Below are 21,727 nucleotides of genomic sequence, written 5' to 3' on the forward strand. Positions count from 1 at the left end.
CGACACCGTCCTTTCGATCTGCTGTCACGGCGTCCACAACCTTGGCACGCGTTGTGTCAGGCCCTTGTCCAGCTCGAGGATCTCGTCCACGAGGTCCTTCAACCGTTGAAGGTAGGCTTCGAGACCGGACGGGGAGATATACACGTTGTCCGTCAGCAGGCGGTCCGTCCACAGAGTCACCCGGTCGAGGCGCCCGGCAGGCGTCTCCACACCCAGATCCGACTCGGCTTTCCCGGGCTTCCTGACCCCGACCTTCTCCGCCCACTTGGTCTCCTGCCGGTGGACCGCCGTGTAGACGCTCGGCGTATGGGCCTTGAGCAGCTTCTGAACGTCCGGGTCGTCCACACCCCTGGCCGGATCCCCGTTGACGGGAGCGACGAGGTCCGCGGCCTGCTGGACCCGCTTCGCCACGCCGACCGAACGGTTCAGCGTCATGTTTCCCCGGGACAGGATCTCGTCCAGCCGCCTCCGTGCCTCCGCTTCCGTGGTGGCCTGGTTGGCCCAGCGGGTCTCGGCCGGGCCCATCATCCGCATGATGGGGTCGCGCTGGCTCTCGACCAGGGTGCGCAGGTAGGAGAGCCCGATGACCGCTTCCAGGGGCGCTTTCCGCCCTGACGCGGCCTGCGTGTGACCCGACTGGAGCTCTTCGAGAGCGGCGAGGAATTCGAGGGGATCCGCGAGCTCCTGCGCCCGGCGACGCTCGTCCTGGTACCGGCCCCGGCCCGAGCCCAGTACCAGTCGGCCGCCGGGATCGTGGCGGTATCCCTTGTTCCACCGTGTGACCACACCGGTGTCGCCGTGCTTGAGGTCGACCGCACCGCCCTTGACCTTACGGGCGCTCGCGAGTGCGCTGTCGACGGCGAGTGTCTGGGAGGTGAGCGATGCGGCCGGGTCCACCCGGAAGGTGCTGACCGAGGTGCTGGGGGACCCGCCGACCGGCGGTGGCTGGGTCGGCTGCACGGCAAGCTGCTTGGAAGCTGCCAGGGCGTGTTGGTGGAGCTCCTGCTGAAGCCGCAGCTTCAGCTCCAAGGCGGCTTTTTCGCTTGCCTCCTTCTCGGGGTTCAGCCGTGCCATGACGACTGCCGCTGACTCCCCGCCGGCCACGTCCAGCGACGTCAGCCGGTACCAGCGGCGCAGCCCGGACAGGAGTACGCGGAGCACTCCCGCACGGATTCCCTTGCCGAGCAGTCGCCCGATCTTGGGTCGGATGCGGGCCACGATCAGGTCCAGGCGCTGCTGCTTCGCCTCGGGCGAGTTCTCGTGGGCGCGGCGTTGGGCGCGTTGCTGCTGGCGCTTCTGGTGCCAGGTGCGGAGGCGGTCGCGTTGCTTGCGGTAGGCGTCGCGGATCCTGTGGGCGCCGTTGGTGAGGGCGTGGCCCAGCTTGCTGTTGAGGACCTTGCGGCCGAGGGTGCGGGCGGCCGTCCGTACCCGGTTGAGGGCGGCCTTGACGGTCTGGCGGGAGGAGTTGAGGGCGCGGCCGACGGGGGAGGTGGGGCGGCGCGGGGTGGCGGGCTTGGGGCGGGTGGCGGCCGGGCGGTGTTGGGCGGGGCGCTCCGCGTGCTGCACGGTGTGCCGGGCGGGTCCGGTGCGGGCAGGGCGGGCGGGCCGGGCGGGACGGCCGGGGCCGGGCCGGCGCCGCAGGGACTGGGTGGCCCGGCGCAGGCTCGCGCGGGCCTTGTTGACGGCCCGGCCCGCCGCCTTGCGGGCACCGCGACCCGCCCTGGCCAGGCCCTTGAGGATCCGCTGGGCGATCCCCTTGAGCTTGGTGCCGACCGCCTTGCCGGCCCCTTTGAGCTTGCTGAGCAGGAAGTTGGAGATGAAGTCGAGCAGCGCGACCACGCCCGCCGCGACGGCGTCGGCGAACAGGCAGGCGGCCGATCCGGATTTGACGGCCTTGAGGAAGGCGACGAACTTCCCGATCGCCGCGATGATCTTGCTGATGGTGTTCCAGGCCGCCATCAGCCCCTGGATGATCGTCATGATCGCACCGGCCGCCGGCACGATCATCGAGACCAGCTTCTCGACGACGATCGACACGATCATCCCGGGCAGTGCCGCGACGATCGCCTGCCAGGCCATCCGTCCGATCTGGGCCATCGAGATGCAGCCCTTGACCAGGACGTTGACGATCGTGGACGTCAGCCCGACGACCGACTCGACCTTCTCGTTGAACCAGGTCCGTACCGCGCTCTTGATCGCGCCCCACAGGTAGTGCTGGATGCCGTCGACCGCGGCGGTGCCGAGCTTCTTCAGCCAGCCGCCCGGGTCGGGGGCGATGTCGCCGATCAGGGCCGCGAACTCGCCGAAGACGGCGATCGCCTTCTGGACGAAGTCGATCGCGTCCATGACGGCCTTGCGGACGGCCTCGATGGCGGCCTTGAGTCCTGCCTCCAGCGCGTCCAGCAGTGCGTTCAGCCCGGCGGCGAGTGCGTCGAGGAGCTTGTTGACGGCGTTCTTGAGCCGGTCCGCCCACTCGTTGACCTTGGCGATGGCCTTGTCGCGCCAGTCCTCGATCTTCTTGCGGAACTTGTCCCGCAGTTCGGGGAAGGCCGCCAGCAGGACGTCGCAGATCTTGATGAGCGCGTCCGCGAGCTTGTCGATCAGCTCGACGGCGAACTTCCGGGCCTGGTCGATCGCCCAGTTCGCGAACTTCCGGAAGCCGTCGATGATGTCGTTGATCAGGCCGCGGAAGAAGTCGAAGACCTTGGTGACGGCCTCGACCAGTGCGTCGAAGGCCGCCTTGACCTTGGACTTGACCCAGCCCCACCAGCCTTCGGACTCCTCCTTCTTGCGGTCCTTCTCCTTCTGGGCCTTCTCCTCGGCCTCCTTCCGCTTGTCCTGGATCTTCTGGTTGTCCTGCTGCTGACGGTCCTGGACGTCCTTGTCGGCCCCGGCGCGCTTCTTGTCGATCTGGCCGGTCTTGTCGGTGTGTTCGGCACCGGCGTCCTGGTCCGCGGTGGTGATCTTCCCGTCCTGCTCGGTGCGCCACTGCTCGCGTTCGGCCTTGACCTTCTCGGCGGCGTCGCCCCGTTCCCCGGCCTGGGCCTGGGCGTTGTCGGCGACCGCCTGGTCGACCTCGGCCTGGTTCTGCCGCCGGGCGTCGGCCTCGCCCTGCTTCTGCTTGGCCTGTTCGGAGCCCAGCCGGCCCTGGCCCTCGCCGACCGCGGCCTGGATCTGCGGGCCGCGTTCCTGCTGGGTGACGATGCCGATGCCCGGCTTGGTGTCGACGGCGCCGCCTGCCCCGGCACCCCCGCGCTTGCCGCCGCCACCAGGGACGGAGGCGGTGAGGGTCTCCTTCGGGACGTCCGGGTAGATCCGGTCCTCGCCCATCGGCTTGGCGGTGTCCTCCCGGCCGACGCCGAGGATCCTGCCGGAGCTCTCCTTGAGCTTCGCGGCCTGCCGGTCGGTGCGTGCCGGGTCGCTCTCCCCGGTCAGTTCGACCTTGGGGGCGGCGCCGACGGTGGTGTTCAGCGCCGGGTCGGTCGAGGGGACACCGTCGACGGCGACCTGGGCCTGCTGCACCTCCTGCGCCGAGACCTGGTTGCCCGCGTCGTCGGCGACATTGGGCGGGGCGACCCGGTCGCCGGGGTTCCGGCCCTCGACCTTCTTCTGGTCGGCCGTCTGCTGCCCGCCGTCCGCGCCCTCCGGGCCGACCCGTTCCAGCCGCTCCGTCACGGCTTCGGCGGGCGGCGCGGCCTCGGGTGCGCCGGACTGGGTCTGCGGTGCGCCGGACGGGCGCTGGGTGGTCGGCGGGGCGGCCTGCAGCCGGGCGTGCTGCTCGCCGACCGTACGGTCCACCGAGCCGTTCACGCCGTCCAGAGTGGTGGCCATCTGATCGGGCGGCAGGCTCGCGGCGGTGGCCAGCGCGCTCTGCGGGTCCTGGCCGGAGACGTCGGGCGCGGCCGGTTTCTGCTGCTGCTCCTGCCCGCCCTGGGCGCCCCCGGCGGCGGCCGCGCCTCCGCCCCCGGCCGCACAGCCGCCGCCGGCGCCGCCGGTGCCGTCCTGCTCCGCCTCGGTGGTGGGCTGCTGGGGGCCCGCGCAGGCGCCGCCGCCCGCCTCCAGCGAGGCGTCGGGGGCGGCCTGGGCGGTGAGTCCGCCGGGCGCGTCGGCCTGCTCGGCGGCCGGGCCGGGGGCGGCGTCCAGGGCGGTGTCGGGGGTGGCACCGGGCGCTGCCCCGGGAGCGCTGTCGGGGACGGCGCCGTCCCCGCCGACCGGCCCGCTGCCGCCGACCGGCCCCGGCGCCGCGGGGGCGGTACGGTCCGGGCCGCTCGGCTCGGGCGAGGCAGCCGCTTCGGGGGCCGCCTCGGGTGCGGGTTCGGCCTCGCGCGCCGCCTCGGCGGGGGCTTCGGGCTGCGGCGCCTCCGGCTGCGCGGGCTCGGCAGGGGCCGCGGCCGGGTTCGCGGTGGGTTCGGGGCCGATCTCCTGCTCGACCGGCTGCTCCGGCTGGAGGTCGCGGGCGCTCCGGTCCTCGGCCTCGGTGGCGGGGGTCGGCTCGGGGGCGGCCTGGGGTGCCGCCCCGGGCTGCGTCTGCTCGGGCGGAGCCGGGGCCGCCTCCTCGTCGTCCTCCGGGCGGCTGTCCCGCTCGTCCTGCACCTGCTCGGCCTTGGTCGCGGGCGGCTCGGGGAACGCGGGCGCCTCGGCCTGCGCGGGGGGCGTGCCGTCCGCCGACAGGGTGAGCTGATCGGCTGTGGGGACGGCCGACACGTCGAGGTCGGCGGAGGGCAGGAAGTCCCCGGGCTTGAGCTCGGGCCCGGGGACGGCCGACGACTGCCGGTCCTCGCCCGCGGCGGGCGCGTCGTGGACCTCGGAGTCGGCGCCGGGCTCCATTCCCAACGGCCGTTCCTCGTCCGGGGTTTCGCCCTGTCGGTGGTCGCCCTCCAGCAGGCCGTGTCGGGCCAGCGGGCTGTCCTCGGCCCGCGCGATCGCGTCCAGGCGCTCGGGCTTGACCGGCGCGGGCTGCGGCAGAAGCCCGGCGGCGGGCTCCTGCGGCTTCGTACCGGCCGAGGGGCGGGTGCCGACGCCCTGCTGCTCGGCCTCGGGCGAGCCGGGTACGGAGGCGGCGACCGGCTGGGCGACGCCCTCCTCGGCCGGTACGGGCGCCTGTTCCGGGCCTGCCGCGGGCGCCTCCTCGACTGCCGACGGCTGCGCCTCCGTGGGGAGTTGAGCCTGACCGGCCTCCGGCTGCGCGGCGGGCTGTGCGGCTGGTTCGGTCTGAGCGGCCTCGCCCTCCGCGGGTGGTGCCTGCTGTCCGTCCTGCTGCTCCGGGCGTTCCTCGCCGCCGTCCTTGTCGTCCTTGCCTTCCTGGTCGCCCTGGCCCTTGCGGTGCTTCCGGTGCTTGCGGCGAGCCTTCGGGTCGTCCGACTGTCGTGCCTCGTCGTCGAGTTGTTGCTTCCGGTCCCGCTCCTCGCGGTCCGCCTGGTCGGTCCGGTCGCGGTCGTCGGTGGTCCGGTCGGCGGCATCGGTCACCGGCTCGGGGGTCTGGGCGGCGTCCACGTCGGCCGGGCGGTGCTCGGCGGCCTCGACCAGTTCCAGCACCCGGGTGTAGTCGGAGGAGGGCAGCAGGACCGCCAGCCGGTCCAGGACGGAGGACTGCAACTCGGGCGCGAATCTGGCGAGTTGGAGGCGCACCCGGCCGGAGGAGTCGGTCGGGTCGCCGCGCAGCGAGCGCAGGATGCCGGACGCCAGCCGGTCGACCAGGGTGGCCGGGTCGAGCCGTTCGGTGCGGAAGCGGTCGGCGTCGACGGTCGCGTAGCGGAGCCAGCCCGGTGTGGCGCTGGGCGTCGCCGTCGTCGGCCGGCCCTCGCTCGCGCCCTGCTCCGCCTCGCGTTCGACGGCGTCCTGCGGCAGGCTCACCGCGCCCAGGTCGCGGCCGGCCCGCAGCGCGCCGAGCGGGTTCGGGGCCTGGATGGTGTGCAGCAGCTCGTGGGTGAGCAGCCGGAGGCCGTCCTCGGCGGCCGGCCGGTACTTGCCCTCGCCGAAGAAGAGGTCGGGGCCGACGGCGACGGCGTCCGCGCCGATCAGCTCGGTCAGCGCGGCGGAGTCCCGGTCGGTGTGCACCCGGACCCGGCTGAGGTCGTGGCCGAGCCGCGCCTCCAACTCCCGGCGCACGCCCGGGTCGAGCGGTTGGCCCGCGCCGGAGACGATCTCCTTCGGTTCGGGGGTGCGGGCCTTCGGGGCCCGGGTCTTGCGCCGGGCCTGGCCGCCCTGCTTGGCGTCCTGCGCGGAGTCCCGTGCGGGGGCCTTGAGTTGTGTCACGTCCGCCCCCGTTCCACGTGCTGCCCGGTACCCGAGCGCTGACCAGTACCCGACAGCCCGGCGTGCACGGCGCGGGCGAGCGCCTCGCCGAGCCGCTGCGGTGAGGCGCCCGCCGGCAGCGGCGGCAGCCCGGAGAGCAGGTCCAGCGCGCGGTCGCCGCCCGCCGCGAGCGGCACGCCGCGCGTCTCGACCAGGCGGGCCAGCTCGCCGCGGAACGCCGTCGTCAGCCGCTCGTGGTCGATCCGGTCGAAGCCGTCGAGGACCAGCTCGCCGATCTCGACCTCGATCCGTCCGGCACCCGGGTGTTCGGGGGTGCCCGGCCCGCCTCCGTCCCGCGCGTTCACACCCATCCGCCGACCTCCGAGGGTGACAGCGAGCGCTCCAGCTTCAGGTACTCGGTGCGCGCGGCGGCCAGCATGTGCCGCATCTGCACCGGGCAGCCCTCGTCGGCGGCCAGGAAGGCCGCGGACAGCGCGATGTTGCGGATCGAGCCGCCGGCCACGGTGAGTTGGGCGAGCCGCTCGGGGTCGAGGCCCTCGCTGGGGGTCCGCGGGGGGATGACCCGCCGCCAGATCTCGGCGCGTTCCGGCACCCCAGGGAACGGGAAGTCGACCACGAACCTGATCCGCCGCATGAACGCCGGGTCCAGCGCCTTCTTCATGTTGGTGGTGAGCACGGCCAGGCCCCGGTAGGCCTCCATGCGCATCAGCAGGTAGCTGACCTCCAGGTTGGCGTAGCGGTCGTGGCTGTCCTTGATCTCGCTGCGTTTGCCGAACAGCGCGTCGGCCTCGTCGAACAGCAGCAGCGCGCCGCCGCGTTCGGCCGCGTCGAAGACCCGCCGGAGGTTCTTCTCGGTCTCGCCGATGTACTTGCTGACGACCTGGGAGAGGTCGATGACGAACAGGTCCACCCCGAGCCGCCCGGCGACGACCTCGGCCGCCAGCGTCTTTCCGGTGCCCGATCCGCCGGCGAACAGCGCGGTCACCCCCAGGCCGCGCCGCAGCACCGACTCGAAGCCCCACTCCTGGTAGACCGTGCCGCGCCGGCGGACGTGGGCGACGATCTCGCGCAGCGTCGCGCGCTGGCGCTCCTCCAGGACCAGGTCCTCCCAGTCGGCGCGCGGCTCGACCCGCCGGCCCAGCTCGTCCAGGGACATCCGGGCCTCCACCAGCCCGGCGTGCCAGGCCAGTTCGCCGACGTCCTGGTCCTTCTCGGCCTCCCGCCGGGCCGTTGCGGCGGCCGACCGGATCACATGGCCGGGCAGGGAGAACTGCGCGGCCAGCGCACGGAGTTCGGCCTCGGCGATGCCCGGCGCGCCGTCCAGCGCCTCGGTCCAGATCCCCAGCTGTTCCTCGGGGCCGAGCGTGGGCACGGTCAGCCGGGCGCGGTCGGAGGCCCCGGCCGGCCGGGGCTCGTCGGCGGACACCACCAGCGGCACCGCCAGGCTGGCGAGGAAGGCCTCCGCGCCGTTCGGGGACCGCGGCTGCTCCCGGATCGGCTCCCCGTCCTCGACCAGCAGCGCGGCCGGGATCAGGATCGCCTCCCGCTGCCACAGCCGGGCGAGCTGCTCGCGTTCGGCGGGCTCGGTGGGCAGGTCCTCGCGGTGCGCGACGTAGAGGCCGAGCCCGGAGCGGTGGGCGGCCGCCGAGGCGATCTCCCAGCGGGTGCGGCGGTCGGCGCCGCTCAGCTCGGCGTGCGGCGGGCCGGTCAGCCCGGCCGCGGACCACCCCTGGGCCAGCTCGGCCGCGCACCGCTCGTGGGGTTCGGGCAGTTCGCCGGGCGGCCCGACCCGGGTGAGCAGGCCGTGCAGCCGTACGTCCAGGTAGGGCACGCCGACCAGGAAGTGCAGCACCCGCTCGTCGATCCGCAGCCGGGAGGCGGTGAGCGCCGTCTCGTCGTCCAGTTCGACCAGCCGGAAGCGGCGCAGCGGGCCCACCGGGGTGAGCGCGCTCCAGTGCGGCCGGTCCAGGGCGGCGAGGGCGAGCGAGAAGGTCGGGTACCCGCGCCCGGGGTCGCCGCCCGACGCGGCGCACCGGGCGGCGGCGGTGGGGTCGATCTCGGGCGCGGCGGCCAGTACGAGGACGTCCCGCTCGAAGGGGGTGAGCCCGAAGGAGGCGGCGAGCGCGTCCAGGGCGGTGGCGGGCTGCCGCCGACCGGTGCGGCGGGTGCCGGGGGCGGGCGGCTCGGCGGTACGGCCCGCGCCAGGGGTCGACGGCGGGGCCGGCTCGGCGGTACGGCCGGCCGCGTGCGCGTCGACCCGTGCGAGCACGGCGGCGACCGCGGCCGACAGCGACTGCCGGTGCGACTCGTCCGCCAGGCCGTCGCGGTCCTGCCTGCGGCGCGTTGCCATCTCTCCCCCCGTCCCTTGGTCGGTGCGTCCTGTGGTCAGTGCGTCAGGTCCACCACGGGGCCGGTGAAGGCCCCGTCCCCGGACACCGTCAACTCGCTCGGCACGCCGTCCACTTGGACCCGCGCCAGGTACACCGTCGGCCGGACGCCGGTGACCGGCACCCGGACCGCGTACGGGTCGCTGCGCGGCTGCGACGGCACAGGTGCGCGGAACTGGTAGCTCGCCCCGGCGCGCCCGGTCGGCGGGCTCAACTCGTCCAGCAGCAGCAGGACCTGCTGGTCGTCCCGGAGCGGGAGGTCCAGCCGGACGTCCACCTGGGCCGAGACCCCGGCCGGTCCGTCGGTACGGTCCGCCGTACCGATCGGCGCGGCGATCCGCGGCTGCCGGGCGAAGGTCTGCGCGTTGGACTCCACGGCGAGGTGCTCCGCGGCGGGCCGGCCGTCCAGCGCCAGGCCGTGCAGCACCTGCAGCTGGTACACGCCGGGCGGCAGGTCCGCCGGGACGGCGACCACCAGCCGGTCGTCCCGCACACCGCCCGGGGCGACCGGCACCCGGCGCCCGCCCAGCCGGGCCACGACCAGCTCCGCGCGCAGACCGGAGCCGACCACCACCAGCTCCCGGTCCCTGGTCACCGGCCCCTCCTCGGGCGCGCCGGTGGACCCGGCCGGGCGGGACAGCACCCGCTCGACGACCGGCCCGCGGGACGGCACGGCCCGGACGGTGCGGCGCAGCACCGGCTTGCCCGCCACCGGATCGACCTTGCCCTCCACGAACACGGCGGTGGCCTGGTAGGTCACGGACAGCGCGTAGGGGGTCTGGAGCAGCGTGCTCCACAGCTTGGACATCTCGTCGACGTCCATCGTGGTGGGGGTGAAGCGCACCCGCTGCGGCGAGGCGGCCAGGTCCGTCCCCACGAGGTACGGCTGGGCGGCCGCCTCCTCGATCAACTGCCGCGACAGTGCGGGCTGTTCGGTCAGCGTCCGGACCACGCAGCCGAGCAGCCGCTGGCCCACCAGCTGGGACTCCTCGCCGTAGCAGCTGATCAGGTAGTGCAGGTCGAGGGCGGCGGCCGGCCGGGTCAGCACGGTGCCGTCGGTCGCGCGGGTGGGCGCGTCGTGGTTGCGCAGCGAGGCATTGGGCGTGACCTGGTAGAGGAACACGGTGATGGTCGGGTCGGCCGGCGGCTCGGTCGGCGGCTTGCGGGTGCCGACCTCGACCGCGAACGGGATGTCGGGCGAGAGCGCGCGGGAGACGAGCAGCCGCAGCGCCTCGGTCACGGTGGCGATCGCGAGGTGGTTGCTCATGCGCCCGCGCCGTTTCGCTCGGCGGTGGCATCTGCCCGTGCGCGACGTGTGACGGCCCGCAGGCCCACTCGCCTGGTCATGGCCGCTCCCGGTCGAGGTACGCGCCCAGGTCGAGCGCGGGGGAGGGGCGGGCGGCCGCCGCCCGGCGCGGGCCGGCCGGGGTGCGCTCCGCGGCCCTGACCTCCACCCGCCCGATCTGGACCCGGACCACCCGCTCGGCCGGCCGCTGCCGGCCACGCGCCGCCTGAGCGGCGGCCCGCGCGACCGCGGCGGCCGGGCGCCGGGCGGCCGGCGCGACGCCGAGCCGTCCCGTGGCCGGTGGCGGGGTCGCCGCCTGTTCCGGGGCCGGCGGCCGGACGGGTGCGGTGACCGCCGGTACGGCCACCGGGCGGGCGGCCGTACCCTCCGTCCCGGGCCCGGCGGGTGCGGCCGGCGCGACGCGAGCGGGCGCGAGCGGGGGCGCGACCAGCAGCGGCGTGCGCGGCAGCGGGAGCGCGGCCGGAGGAGTCGGCGGCGCCTCGCGGAGCGCCGGCCGGAGCGGCCCCTCGGACGGCCGCGGACGCGGTGCCGCCGACGGCCGGGGGAGTGGCGCGGGCCCGGGCTGTCCGGCCTCCCGGCCCGACGCGGCGGCCTCCTCGACGGGCGGCGGCGCCGCCCCGAGCGTCTCGATCCGTTCGAACGGCCCCGGCAGGCGCGGCCGGACGCGGACGGTGTCCCCGCCGGGGCCGCCCTTCGCGACCAGGCGGTCGAAGTAGTCAGGCATCTGCGCACAGCTCCAGGTAGTAGCGGCGCCGCAGCGGGCTGAGCGCCAGGACCTCCGGCTCGCTCCAGCCGTAGGCGGTGGCCAGCAGGTGGACGTCGAGCAGGGTCGCGCGGGCCCAGGCGTCCAGCTCCTCCCAGAGGTAGGAGGCGATGTCCAGTTCGGCGAGGGCCCGCCGGCCGCAGTCGGGGCAGCCGAGGTTCAGCCGGACGTCCGCGCAGGGGTCGGCCGCGGCGGCGGCCTCGGCCACCTGCCGCTGGACCGGCTCGGGGAGCCGCCGGGCGGGCACCGGCTCCCCGTCGTGCTCGGCGCTCAGGACGCACCGCTCCAGCAGGACGGTCCTGGCCTCGCCCGCGGGGGCCCGTTCGGCGGCTGCCAGGTCGCCGGTGGTGGGCAGCCGGAAGCCGACCCGCCAGCCGTCCGACTCCACCCGCAGCGGCCCGGCGGCCGGTCGACCGGCACCGACCACCTGTCCGGCGTCGAAGTCGAACTCCATCTCCTCGGCGCACCCCGGGCAGCCCACCCGCACGGTGAGCTGTTCACCGAACAACTCGCCGCGCAGGCCGAACAGTTCGGCGTCCCGCTCGCCGACCGGTACGGCCAGCAGCTCCTCCGGCCCGGCGGCGGGCCGGGCGACGGCGTGCAGCAGCAGGGCCCGCCCGCTGCGGCCGGCCGCCACCCCGGCCTCCCAGGTGGCCAACAGGGCCGCCTCCCCCGCGAGTTCCATCGCGCTCAGGCCCCTCAGGCCGGCTGCTGGAACGAGGGCTCTTCCGGCTCGGGCGTCTCCTCGTCCCGTTCCCAGCCCTCGACCTCCAGCTTGAGGCTCTGGATGGCCACCGCGTTGGCGTTGGCGTCCAGTTCGCCCAGCACCTGGTACTCGCTCGGCCAGGCCCGGTACAGCTTGTGGGCGACCGCCACCTGGCCGGCCTCGTTGAGCACCTGGATCACCAGGTCCTTGCGGAAGTCCCGGAGCGAGACCTCCGCCCCGCGGCCCGCGCCGACCATCCAGACCTTGTTGGCCCAGCGGTCGAACTCCGGGTCGTGGGTGACCCCGCGCTCCAGGGTGACCGCCTCGAAGTCGGTGCGGCCCGGTGACTTGCGCGGCGCGCTCGGATCGCCCCCGCTGCGGTGCTTCACCACCTCGGTGGTGCGCTTGAGCGGGCTGATCTTGCTGATTCCGGCGACGACCCGTCCGTCCCAGACGACCAGGAACTTGAAGTTCTTGTACGGATCGAACCGGTGCGGATTGACGGTGAACTCGACCATGGAGATCCTAAACCTCGAACTGTCCGGCGAGTTGCTCGATTTTGACGATCACGAATTCCGCGGGCTTGAGCGGCGCGAACCCGACCACGACGTTCACCACGCCGCGGTTGACGTCGTCCTGGGTGGTGGTGTCCCGGTCGCACTTGACGAAGTAGGCCGAGCGCGCGGACGTGCCCTGGAACGCGCCCTGCTGGAACAGCGAGTGCAGGAACGTGCCCACGTTCAGCCGGATCTGCGCCCACAGCCGCTCGTCGTTGGGCTCGAACACGACCCACTTCGTGCCGCGGTAGAGGCTCTCCTCCAGCATCAGCGCGAGGCGCCGCACCGGCACGTACTTCCACTGCGAGCCGAGTACGTCGGCGCCGGCCAGGGTCCTGGCCCCCCACACCACGGGGCCCACCACGGGGAACGTCCGCAGGCAGTTCACCGCGAGCGGGTTCAGCAGGCCGTTCTCCCGGTCCGTCATCGGGACGGTCAGGGCGCGCACCCCGGGCAGGCCGGCCTCCGTCCCCGCCGGGGCCTTCCACACGCCCCGCTGGCCGTCGGTGCGCGCGATCACCCCGGCGACGGTGCCGGACGGCGGGAAGGCGCGCAGCCGTCCGGTGAGCGGGTCGACCAGCTCCAGGTGCGGGAAGTACAGCGCCGCGTGGTCGCCGCGCACCGAGTCGAAGGCGGACAGGCCGGCCCGGGCGGCGTCCAGCGTCGTCCACGCCTGCGGCGAGTCGACGATCAGGAACATCCGCTTCTCCACGCAGAGCGCCTGGGCGGCCGAGACCACCGTGACGGCGTCGTCCACGTCGGCGTAGCCGGCCAGTTCGGGCAGCACCAGCAGGTTGACGTCCTGCACGTCGCGCAGCGCCTGGATGCCGGTCTTGCCCGCCTCGCTGCCGATCAGGTCGGTCAGCCCGGGGGCCCCGCCGTCCTGGCCGCCGGCGAGCGCGAAGACCGGCGGGCTGACCGAGCCCTCCAGACCGAGGTTGTTGGCCGCCTCGCCGAGGAAGCGGACCACGTCGGCCGGGTCGGTGGAGCCGGCGACGGCCTGGAGCTGCCGGCCGAACGCCGTCACCCGGGTGCCCGCGAAGACCCGCCTGCCCGGGGCGTCGGGCAGCGCGCGGAGCTTGCGTTCGAGCAGCAGGGCGAGCTCGGTGACGGTGGTCGGCGCGGCGCCGTCCACGGCCGGGTCGTAGATCCTGACCGTCCGCGTGACGTCGCCGATCTTGACCTGGACCTCGTGGGTGAGGTCGGGCAGGGCGGCCGCGAACGGCTTGGACACGGTGCCCACCGGGTCCGGCCGGCTCGCCGCCCGGACCTTCACCCGGACCACCGCCGAGCCGCTGTTCACCACCGTCTCGGCGAACCGCGGGCTGCCGTCCTGGACCGACAGGTCCGCGAAGGACTCCCGGACCGCGCCCGAGGTGTCGAACACCTGGAGGTTGAACGTGTCGCCGGGCGTGGGCGTCCGGTAGTCCACGGCGACCCGCAGCGTCCCGCCCCAGAGCCCCGGCTCGACGGCCGTGACGTCCAGGACCGGGGTCGCGGTGGAGGTCTGCGTCGAGGTGAGCGTGGCGGCCGCGGCGGCGCCGGTGCCGGCCGCCGCGACCCGGACGACGACCGCGACCGAGCCCCCGTTCAGGAAGAACTGCTGGACGGCGTAGCTGACCGGGCTCTGCGCCGCGAGCCCGCCGAAACGGCGTTCGAAGTCCGCGAAGCTGGTGAGGGTGACCGGCTGGTCGAGCGGGCCGCGCCGGGTGGCCCCGACGAAGGCGGTCACCGAGGTGCTCACCGCGGTGATGGTACGGACGCTGCTGGGAAGTTCTTCGATGTAGACGCCGGGGTAGGTCGGTATCGTCGGCAAATTCCCCCTCCGTTCACTTCGTGCATCAAGGGACCGATGGTGCCCGATGCAGTGGTGGCAGGCTCAGTTTCATAATCGGGTGACTATTCGTCAAGACCTGAACTGAGAAACTTAATTGTATTACTGCGCCTATTTCATGGGGTTGCGGAGCAGGGAATTCCGCAACCCCGGGTCGGTCTCCCGTCCGGCCGGTCAGCCGCCTTCGGGCAGGTTCCGGTAGTCGGGGCGGGTGGCCGGTGGCGGCGTGGGCGACTCGGTCGCCGTCGGTGCGGCTGGTGTGGTGGCCGCCGTGGTCGGCGTGGTCGGCGTGGCCGCTACCGGCTTGGCGGCCGCCGGCGTGGTGGCCGCCGGCTGCTGGTAGGACGGCGGCCTGGCGGCCCCCAGGAACCAGCCCCAGGTCGCGCCGAACCGGTGCTCCAGGAAGCGGAACACCGCGTAGTAGGCCGTACCGAAGCCGGTGACCAGGGCGGAGGTGACGGAGGCGTTGTCCAGGTGGAGGCCGAGCCGCGCCGCCTGCACCGCCAGGAACGCCACGATGTAGGGCACACAGGTGCGCCACAGGGACAGGGCGATTTGGTACATCGATCCTCCTCGGACGACGTCGGCCGGTGACTGCGGAACAGCTGACGACCGCGGATCGGCCGGTGGCCGTGGATCAGCCAGTGACTGTGGATCAGCCGGTGGCCGTCGATCAGCCGGTGACCGTGAAGCCGTGCGCCTGGCCGAGCCGCGTCAGCGAGTCGATGCCGGGGATGCCGTCCGCCTGCTGCCCGCTGTACCCGTACCGGCGCTGCAGGGCGGCGTAGGCGTCGATGGTGCTGGTGCCGAACGAGCCGTCGACCCACTGCCCGTCGAGCAGCCCCTCGGCGCGGAGCGCCTGCTCCACCGTGTACACGTCGTCCGGGTACGTGGTGGCGCCCTGGGCCGCGTCCGGGTCCTGGCGGGCGGCCGCGACCACCCGGGACTTCGACACCTCGGCCAGCGGGACCGCCCCGCCCAGCAGCCGGCGCAGCGAGGCCTCGCCGGGCACGCCGTCCGCGTCCCCGCCCGAGTACCCCAGACTGCGCTGGTAGTCGGCGTAGTTGAGGGTGTCGGCGTCGGTCCAGTCCGGGCCGGGGCCCTGGGTGTAGTGCGAGCCGAAGTTCGCCGCCACCAGCGCCTCGCCGACGATGGTGACCTGCGGACCGTGCGCGCCGTAGCCGTACGACAGGCCGCCGACGCTGCTCTGGTAGCGGGCCGGCGTCGGGTCGGGCTGCGGCGCGGGCTGGGACGGCGGGGTGACCACCGTCCCGGACGGGCGCGGCGCACCGGACCGCACCCAGGCGTACAGCGCCGGGCCGGGGCAGTCGGTCGAGTAGCCGTCCTGGTGCCCCTTGATCTCCGGGCCCGCCGGGCCCTGCTGCTCGCAGTACTCGATCGCGTCCCGCAGCCCGTTGAGCTGCTCCGGGGTCGGCTCCGTCGACCCGGAGGAGCCGACCAGCCCGCACACCGCGTAGTGGGCCTCGTTGAGCGGGACGTCGCCGTTGGCGCTGTTGCGCCGGTTCAGGCCGCGGCCCTCGTACACGAAGCCGTGCTCGCAGACCACGAAGCTGTAGCCGATGTCCGACCAGCCGTCGTCGTTCATGTGCGAGGCCTGGAGGCGCCGCACGTAGGCCGGGCAGGTGTCGTGGGTGTCGAAGGCGTACCGGGTGCCCAGGTAGTGCACCTTCACCCCCGCGCGCGCCCCGGCGTACGGGATCGAACCGTTGGGCTCGCGCCATGCCCGCGCGCCCCACTGGTCGCGGCTCACCAGCTGCAGCCCCGGCCAGTCGGGCACCGAGGGCGTGGGATTCGGTGTCGGCGTCGGCGCGGGCGTGTCGGGGGCCGGGGCCTGGCCGCTGCCGGCCCACGCCCTCAACTCGTCCAGCGAGCCGTTGAAGACGTCCGCGTCGAGCGGGTCGTCGCTGTACTGGTGGAAGCGCCAGGAGGCCTGGACGCGCGGCGAACCCGGGGACACGTAGTCCGCGATCCACAGGAAGTCGCCCGCGTTGTCGTCCGTCCGGAACCAGTAGTCCCGGTTGGTGTAGAGGCCGACCAGGTGGTCCGGGTAGCGCTGTTTGACCGCCGCCAGCCACTGGTTCTTCGCCGCGGTCGCGTCGCCGTCGGCGACGGACTGCCCGTACGGCTCGAAGTCCAGCACCAGCAGTTCGCCCGCGGGCACCTGCCCGACGACCCGGCAGAAGTGCTCGATCTCGCCGTCGACCGGGTTCTCCGCGTGCAGGAAGTGGTAGTGCCCGACCACCAGTCCCCGCCCCCGGGCGTCCGCCAGCTTGTCGGTGTACCCCGACTGGCCGGTGCGGCCGCCCTCGGTGGCCTTGATGAAGACGAACTCCGCGTCCCCCGGAATGCCCGACTGGAAGTCGGAGACGTCATAACCCTTCGCGTATGCCATCAGGAAGCTCCCCCTTCGCGCCGATGGCAGCTACGGCCGACCCGCCCGGGCCCGAGCCCGGGACGCGACGCCGACCGGAGCGTCATGCCCACCTCACCGTACCCCCCGATATGCGTCAACTCCCTTGAAATACAAGGGATCTACGCACATTCGCCGCATCCGGGAGTGGGCCGTTCCGGGCAATATGCCACTGGCACTGGAGGGTCGTACGCCCTGTCCTGCCCCGGTGTGCCGCCGAGGCCGCCGGGGCCGCCGGATCCGTCGGCCGGCTCCGATCGGGGTGCGCGGGGAGGGTGCGCGAGGAGTGCGCGCGCCCTCCTGAGGTCGTACAGGAATCAATGATTCCGGAAATGCTCGATCGCTCACCAAGCACCGGTCACCCCTTGTTGTGACCTTTACCACAGCTTGATGCGGCGGAGCGGATTCCCCTATCGGATTCCCGTGGCCGGATCGTTCCATGATGGCCTGATGTGACATGACCATTCGTCAAACATTGAAATCGAATGGCAATGTGGGCGCCGTCGTACCGACCCTTCTGCACCAGGTGTACTGATCGTGTACACGACGAAGAATGGCTGAACTGTGCGCATGACCCGTTCGGATCGCAACGACGCGACCACGCGGCCCCGCCTCGCCGGCGAAAAGCTCACTCTGGAGGAGTTCTCCGAGCTCGCCGGCCAGGTCGGGGGCTATCCCTATGTGAAAGTCGTACTCGACCGCGACGAGTCGGTGCTCCACTTCATCGACAGCGCCGACGGCACCCTCCACGTCCGCTACATCGCGTGCGAGATCCTCGGCATGTCGATCGACGAACTGGCGCGCGGACTCGATTCGTTCAATGACGACGTGTACCGGAATCCCGACCGTCGCTTCTATCTCGGCACCCTCGCCCGCCACACCCGCCGCGCCGCGGAAAACGGCCACGAGGCCGACACCTTCCTGTCCCTGGAAACCGTCGACGTCGACACCATGTCCCAGGACATGCTCCGGTTCTTCTACCACCGGGTGCGCGAGCACATCGACCCGTCGCTGCCGCTGGTCCTCAAGCCGGCCGGCCACGAGCAGGAGGGCTACCTCGCCCGCATACCGGAGACCGAGATACCGCGCGTCCTGTCCCACGAGCTCTACTCCGCGGCCTCCTACGTACCGCTGAACGCCGGGACCGCCCACGGACGGCTGCGCGTGTTCGGCTCGGAGGACGAGTACCGGGCCGACCCCGAGCCGCTGGAGTGGCACGACATCGTGGTGATGCCCCGGGTGCCCGAGGACATCCCCCGGGTCTCCGGAATCATCCACACCGAGCACACCACACCGCTCTCCCACATCAACGTGATGGCCGCCGGATGGCGCATCCCCAACGCCGTCGGCGTCGAAGCCGCCGAGCGCATCGACCGCGCCGGGCTGCGCGACCGATGTTGGGTGCACTACCGCGTCGAAGCCGACGGCGGAGAGCTCCTCCTCGAAGCCGCCCGGCCCGGCGACCGCGAGGAAGCCCCGCCGACCCCGCCGGCCGACCGCGTCACCGTGGACCTGCCCGACCTCACGCCCACGCCGGTCACCCCGCTGTCCGCACTGCGCGAAGGGGACCACGTCCGGTTCGGCACCAAGGCCGCCAACCTCGGCGAACTCACCCACCTGCTCCAGCACGGCTCACCGCGCTGGCTCGGCTTCTACAGCGTGCCCCGGCCGCCCCGGGACAACCTGCTCCGCTACCTGGCCCGGCAGCTCGGCCTCCCGGAGGACGCGGACACGGCCGAACTGGACGCCGCCGCGCAGCTCCTGGTGAAGGAGTACGCCCACGTGCCGCGCGGCATCGTGCTGCCGTTCTCCCTCCAGCAGCGCTTCCTCGACTCCTCGGCGGCACTCCGCACCGCCGTCGACCGGCTGGACTCCGCCCTCCGGGACGGGACTTCGCTCCACGAGGGGACGCGGATCGAGGCCCTCTGCCTCGAAGCCCAGCGGCTGATCCGCGACACCCCGCTGCCCGACCCGATCCGCACCGAGATCGACCGGGCGATCGACCGGCACCTGTACGGCGCCCGCGTCCAGGTCGTCCGCAGCTCCTCCAACGCCGAGGACCTGGCCGGCTTCTCCGCCGCCGGACTCTACGAATCGGTGGCCGACGCCAGCGGCACGGACGCCGTCCTCGACGCGGTCCGCGAGGTCTGGGCCTCGCTGTTCTCACCCCGCGCGGTCCTGCTGCGCCGTCAGGCGGGCATCCCCCTGGACCACTGCCGGATGGCCGTGATCGTCCAGGAACAGGTCGGAGCCACCGTCGGCGGCGTCCTGGTCACCTGCAACCCGCTGAGCCCGCAGGACTTCCGCAACGTCTACCTCAACATCTCGCCGCGCTCCGTGACCGACGTGGTCTCCGGCCGGGGCGCCCCGCTCCAGTACCTGTGCAACACCATGGAAGGCGGCAGCCGCACCGTCTCGCTCGGCACCGCCGCCACCGACCTGGACGCCGGGACCAAGGACCTCGTACGCCGACTGGCCCTGATCAGCAGGCTGCTGCAGTCGCACTTCTCGCCCGACGAGACGTACGCAACCCCGGTCGACATCGAGTGGGCGATCGAGGGCGACCAGATCAGCCTGCTGCAGCTGCGCCCCTTCCGCACCGCCGGCTGACACCGTCGGCTGATATCGCCGGAACACCGCACGGGCCCGCGCACGAGCGCGCCCGTCCGTACCAGCGCGCCCGTAAACGAGTGAACGTCCCTCAGGAGCAAGTACGTTGAACCGGATTCTGTACGTCTACGTCAAGGGCGGCGCCCCGCTGGAGTACGCCTTCCCGCGCATCGCCGCCTGCGGGGAGCTGCACGTCCTCGCACTGGCACCGCTGCCCGCGTCCGGGGAGGACGTGTGGCGGCCCAGCTGCACCAGCATCGAGCTGGTGCCCGAGGCGCCGCGCGGGGACGACCTGGTCGAGCTGATCGTCGAGTACGCGAAGGCCATCGGGGCCGACGCGGTGCTGACCCTCTCGGAGTTCGCGGTCCTGGCCGTCGCCCAGGCCGCGATCCGCCTCAACCTGGCCGGCCCCGGCGAGGGGATCGTCCGCGCCAGGGACAAGCGGCTGATGCGCGAGGCCTGGGCCGCCGCCGGGGTCCCGATACCCGCGTTCCGCCGGGTCGACAGCCTCGCCGACCTGGACACCGCGCTGGCCGAGTTCACGCCCCCGCTGCTGCTCAAGCCGGCCTGGGGCGCCGGGTCGGTCGCCCAGATCGTGCTGGACAAGCCCGAGGACGCCGCCCCGGCGTGGGCCGAGATCGAGCGCGGACTCCAGGCCGGCAGCCGGGTCGGCATGAACGAGCTCTACGCCGCCGACACCGACCACGACCGCCTCGTCGAGGAGATCGCCCAGGGCTCCACCGAGGGCTGGTACGAGGAGCCCGGCTACGGCGACTACGTCAGCGTGGAGGGGATCGTCGCGGACGGCGTCTACCGCCCCCTGGCCATCACCGCCAAGCTGCCGACCGTACCGTCCTTCGTCGAGGTCGCCAGCACCTCGCCCTCCGTCATGACGGTGCCGGTCCAGCGCCGGATCGAGGAGGTCTCCCGACAGGCCGTCGACGCGCTCGGGCTGGAGAACTGCGGCACCCACACCGAGCTGAAGCTGATGAAGGACGGCGAGCTGGTCGTCATCGAGACCGCGGCCAGGTTCGGCGGCCTGCTCACCACCAGGCAGGTCCACGAGGTCTTCGGACTCGACCCGATCGGCATGCTGGTCCGCCAACTGCTCGGCGAGCGCGTCGACTACCCCGAGGCCATGCCCACCACCGGCATCCGGGCCGCCGCGTCACTGGCCGTCGTCCCGGCCGACGCGTCGGGCGTGCCCTGGCAGAGCACCCCGATCTGGAACCCGCAGGCCGTCGACTGGCAGAGCCTGCTCTCCCCGGGCAGCACCATCGAAGCCGTCCCCGCCTTCGCGATGCCCGCCGGCCGACCCGTCCCCGCCTTCGACCCGTCCGCCGGCTCGCGCAACTGGCTCGGGGTCTACCTGCTCAGCGCCGTCGACGCCGCCACCCTGCAGCGCGACTGCAACGCCGTGCTGAACGGCATGGAAGCCGCCCTGCACCGGGCCGCCTCCTGACCCCCCTTCCTCCTCCCATCCCCTCCCTCTCCCTCTTTCTCTTTCTCCCCGAGGTTCCATCATGCGTGTACTGTTCGCCGGCGCACCCGGCCTGGGCCACCTGTTCCCGCTGGTCCCACTGGCCAGGGCGATGCGCGAGCTCGGCCACGAGGTCGCGGTCGCCTCGATGGACGGCGGCGAAGGGGTCGCCGCGTCCGGGCTGCCGTACCTGCCCATCGCGCCCGGGGTCGACTGGCGCAAGGAGATCAGGGAGGCCGGCCGCACCCGGCGACCCGACCTGATGCGGCGGGTGGTCGAGAGCAACTCGGCCGACCGCGAGGCCTTCGTCCCGCTGGCCGCCCACGTCAACAGCCGGGTCGCCGACGAGACGGTCGAACTCGCCGCGCAGTGGCGGCCGGACCTGGTGGTGTACGAGTACCAGTTCCCGGTGGCCCTGCTCGCGGCGACCCGCCTCGGCGTGCCCGCCGTCCAGCACGACCTCGGATTCGCCCGCACCCCGAAGCTGCGCGCGCTGATGCTCGCCGAAATGGCGGACACCTTCGCCCGGCACGGAATCGACCGGCTGCCCGACCCGGCGGACACCATCGACCTCGCGCCGCCCAGCATGGCCGGCGACGAGCGGTACGGCTCCTCGATGCGGCCCGTCGCCTACAACGGCGAAGGCGAACTCCCCGCCCAGCTGGCCGTACCCGCCGACCGCCCGCGCATCGCGGTGACGCTGGGCACCGTCCCACCCAAGACCGACGGCCTCACCAGGATCGAGCGGGTCATCGCGGCAGCCGCCGACATCGACGCCGAGTTCGTCCTCGCCACCGGCGACCTCGACCTCGGTACGCTCGGCAGCCTGCCGGACAACGTCCGCCCGTACGGCTGGGTCCCCTGGCAGGCCCTGCTGTCCACCTGCGCCGCCGCCATCCACCACGGCGGCAGCAGCACGGCCCTCGGCGCACTCGACGCGGGCATCCCCCAGCTGGTCCTGCCCGACGGCTCCGACCGCTTCATCACCGCGGCCGCCGTCCACCAGCGCGGAGCCGGCCTCAGCGCGACCGCCGAGGAGATCACCCCGGCCCTGCTCCACCGCCTCCTCACCGACGACACCCTGACCCGCGCCGCCCGCGAGGTCAGCACCGAAATCGCGGCGATGCCCAGCCCGACCACCGTGGCGGAGTACCTCACCACCCTCACCCACCCCACCCCCTGAGCCACCCCACTCGGCAACTCTCGAGGGCCTGCCCCGAGATCCCCACACCAGTTGGCCGCCGTGCGACAGGGGCCCACTCGGTCAGCACCGAGACGCCACAATGAGAGCCCCCCGGCACGCCTTGGGTTCTAGCAGTCGTTGCAACACCCCAGTTCAAGGGGTGCGATGGACTTCGAGATCCGGGAAGACCGGCACAAGAAGGGGCGGCGTTTGAC

The 21,727-nt window shown here is 73.3% G+C and carries 13 protein-coding genes; 3 read left to right on the forward strand and 10 right to left on the reverse strand.

The features are described 5' to 3' along the window. Nucleotides 1–24: 24 nt before the first annotated feature. The 10 genes from ACWDD9_RS33900 to ACWDD9_RS33945 form a co-directional block, all read right to left on the reverse strand. Nucleotides 25–6,255, reverse strand: a complete 6,231-nt coding sequence (locus tag ACWDD9_RS33900) for an eCIS core domain-containing protein (protein ID WP_449813723.1) — start codon at nucleotides 6,253–6,255, stop codon at nucleotides 25–27. Then, the gene (locus ACWDD9_RS33905) at nucleotides 6,252–6,605 is read right to left on the reverse strand and encodes a hypothetical protein (RefSeq protein WP_449813724.1); all 354 of its coding nucleotides are present in this window, start codon (nucleotides 6,603–6,605) and stop codon (nucleotides 6,252–6,254) included. The genes ACWDD9_RS33900 and ACWDD9_RS33905 overlap by 4 nt, the downstream gene beginning before the upstream one ends. Continuing rightward, on the reverse strand, nucleotides 6,596–8,605 hold the full coding sequence (locus ACWDD9_RS33910) for an ATP-binding protein (RefSeq protein ID WP_449813725.1): 2,010 nt from the start codon (nucleotides 8,603–8,605) through the stop codon (nucleotides 6,596–6,598). The genes ACWDD9_RS33905 and ACWDD9_RS33910 overlap by 10 nt, the downstream gene beginning before the upstream one ends. Before the next feature lie 35 nt (nucleotides 8,606–8,640). Next, a complete protein-coding gene (locus tag ACWDD9_RS33915; RefSeq protein WP_449813726.1) occupies nucleotides 8,641–9,909 on the reverse strand; it encodes a DUF4255 domain-containing protein in 1,269 nt (422 codons plus the stop codon). 76 nt (nucleotides 9,910–9,985) lie between these two features. Continuing rightward, nucleotides 9,986–10,672 carry a hypothetical protein gene (locus ACWDD9_RS33920; RefSeq protein ID WP_449813727.1) on the reverse strand — a complete coding sequence of 229 codons (687 nt, stop codon included), beginning with the start codon at nucleotides 10,670–10,672 and terminating at the stop codon, nucleotides 9,986–9,988. After that, nucleotides 10,665–11,396 (reverse strand): T4 family baseplate hub assembly chaperone, encoded by a 732-nt coding sequence (locus ACWDD9_RS33925; protein ID WP_449813728.1) that lies wholly within the window; start codon nucleotides 11,394–11,396, stop codon nucleotides 10,665–10,667. Before ACWDD9_RS33925 ends, ACWDD9_RS33920 begins: the two co-directional genes overlap by 8 nt. Before the next feature lie 14 nt (nucleotides 11,397–11,410). Beyond that, nucleotides 11,411–11,935, reverse strand: a complete 525-nt coding sequence (locus ACWDD9_RS33930; protein ID WP_049649365.1) for a phage tail protein — start codon at nucleotides 11,933–11,935, stop codon at nucleotides 11,411–11,413. Between the two features lie 7 nt (nucleotides 11,936–11,942). Then, nucleotides 11,943–13,790, reverse strand: coding sequence for a phage tail sheath family protein (locus ACWDD9_RS33935; protein WP_449813729.1), 1,848 nt, complete (start codon nucleotides 13,788–13,790; stop codon nucleotides 11,943–11,945). A 192-nt stretch (nucleotides 13,791–13,982) separates the two neighbouring features. Continuing rightward, nucleotides 13,983–14,372: a hypothetical protein gene (locus ACWDD9_RS33940; protein ID WP_449813730.1), complete on the reverse strand. Its 390-nt coding sequence runs from the start codon at nucleotides 14,370–14,372 to the stop codon at nucleotides 13,983–13,985. 109 nt (nucleotides 14,373–14,481) lie between these two features. Continuing rightward, the gene (locus ACWDD9_RS33945) at nucleotides 14,482–16,221 is read right to left on the reverse strand and encodes a peptidoglycan-binding protein (protein ID WP_387823794.1); all 1,740 of its coding nucleotides are present in this window, start codon (nucleotides 16,219–16,221) and stop codon (nucleotides 14,482–14,484) included. 588 nt (nucleotides 16,222–16,809) lie between these two features. On the opposite strand from ACWDD9_RS33945, the gene ACWDD9_RS33950 reads away from it, so the two are divergent. From ACWDD9_RS33950 to ACWDD9_RS33960, 3 genes are all read left to right on the forward strand, one after another. Next, nucleotides 16,810–18,849, forward strand: coding sequence for a PEP/pyruvate-binding domain-containing protein (locus tag ACWDD9_RS33950; RefSeq protein ID WP_449813731.1), 2,040 nt, complete (start codon nucleotides 16,810–16,812; stop codon nucleotides 18,847–18,849). Between the two features lie 106 nt (nucleotides 18,850–18,955). Next, complete coding sequence (locus tag ACWDD9_RS33955) at nucleotides 18,956–20,311, forward strand: ATP-grasp domain-containing protein (RefSeq protein ID WP_449813732.1); 1,356 nt, start codon at nucleotides 18,956–18,958, stop codon at nucleotides 20,309–20,311. A 61-nt stretch (nucleotides 20,312–20,372) separates the two neighbouring features. Continuing rightward, nucleotides 20,373–21,512 carry a nucleotide disphospho-sugar-binding domain-containing protein gene (locus ACWDD9_RS33960; protein ID WP_449813733.1) on the forward strand — a complete coding sequence of 380 codons (1,140 nt, stop codon included), beginning with the start codon at nucleotides 20,373–20,375 and terminating at the stop codon, nucleotides 21,510–21,512. Nucleotides 21,513–21,727 lie beyond the last annotated feature (215 nt).

The sequence above is a fragment of the Kitasatospora sp. NPDC001119 genome (genome assembly GCF_053598475.1).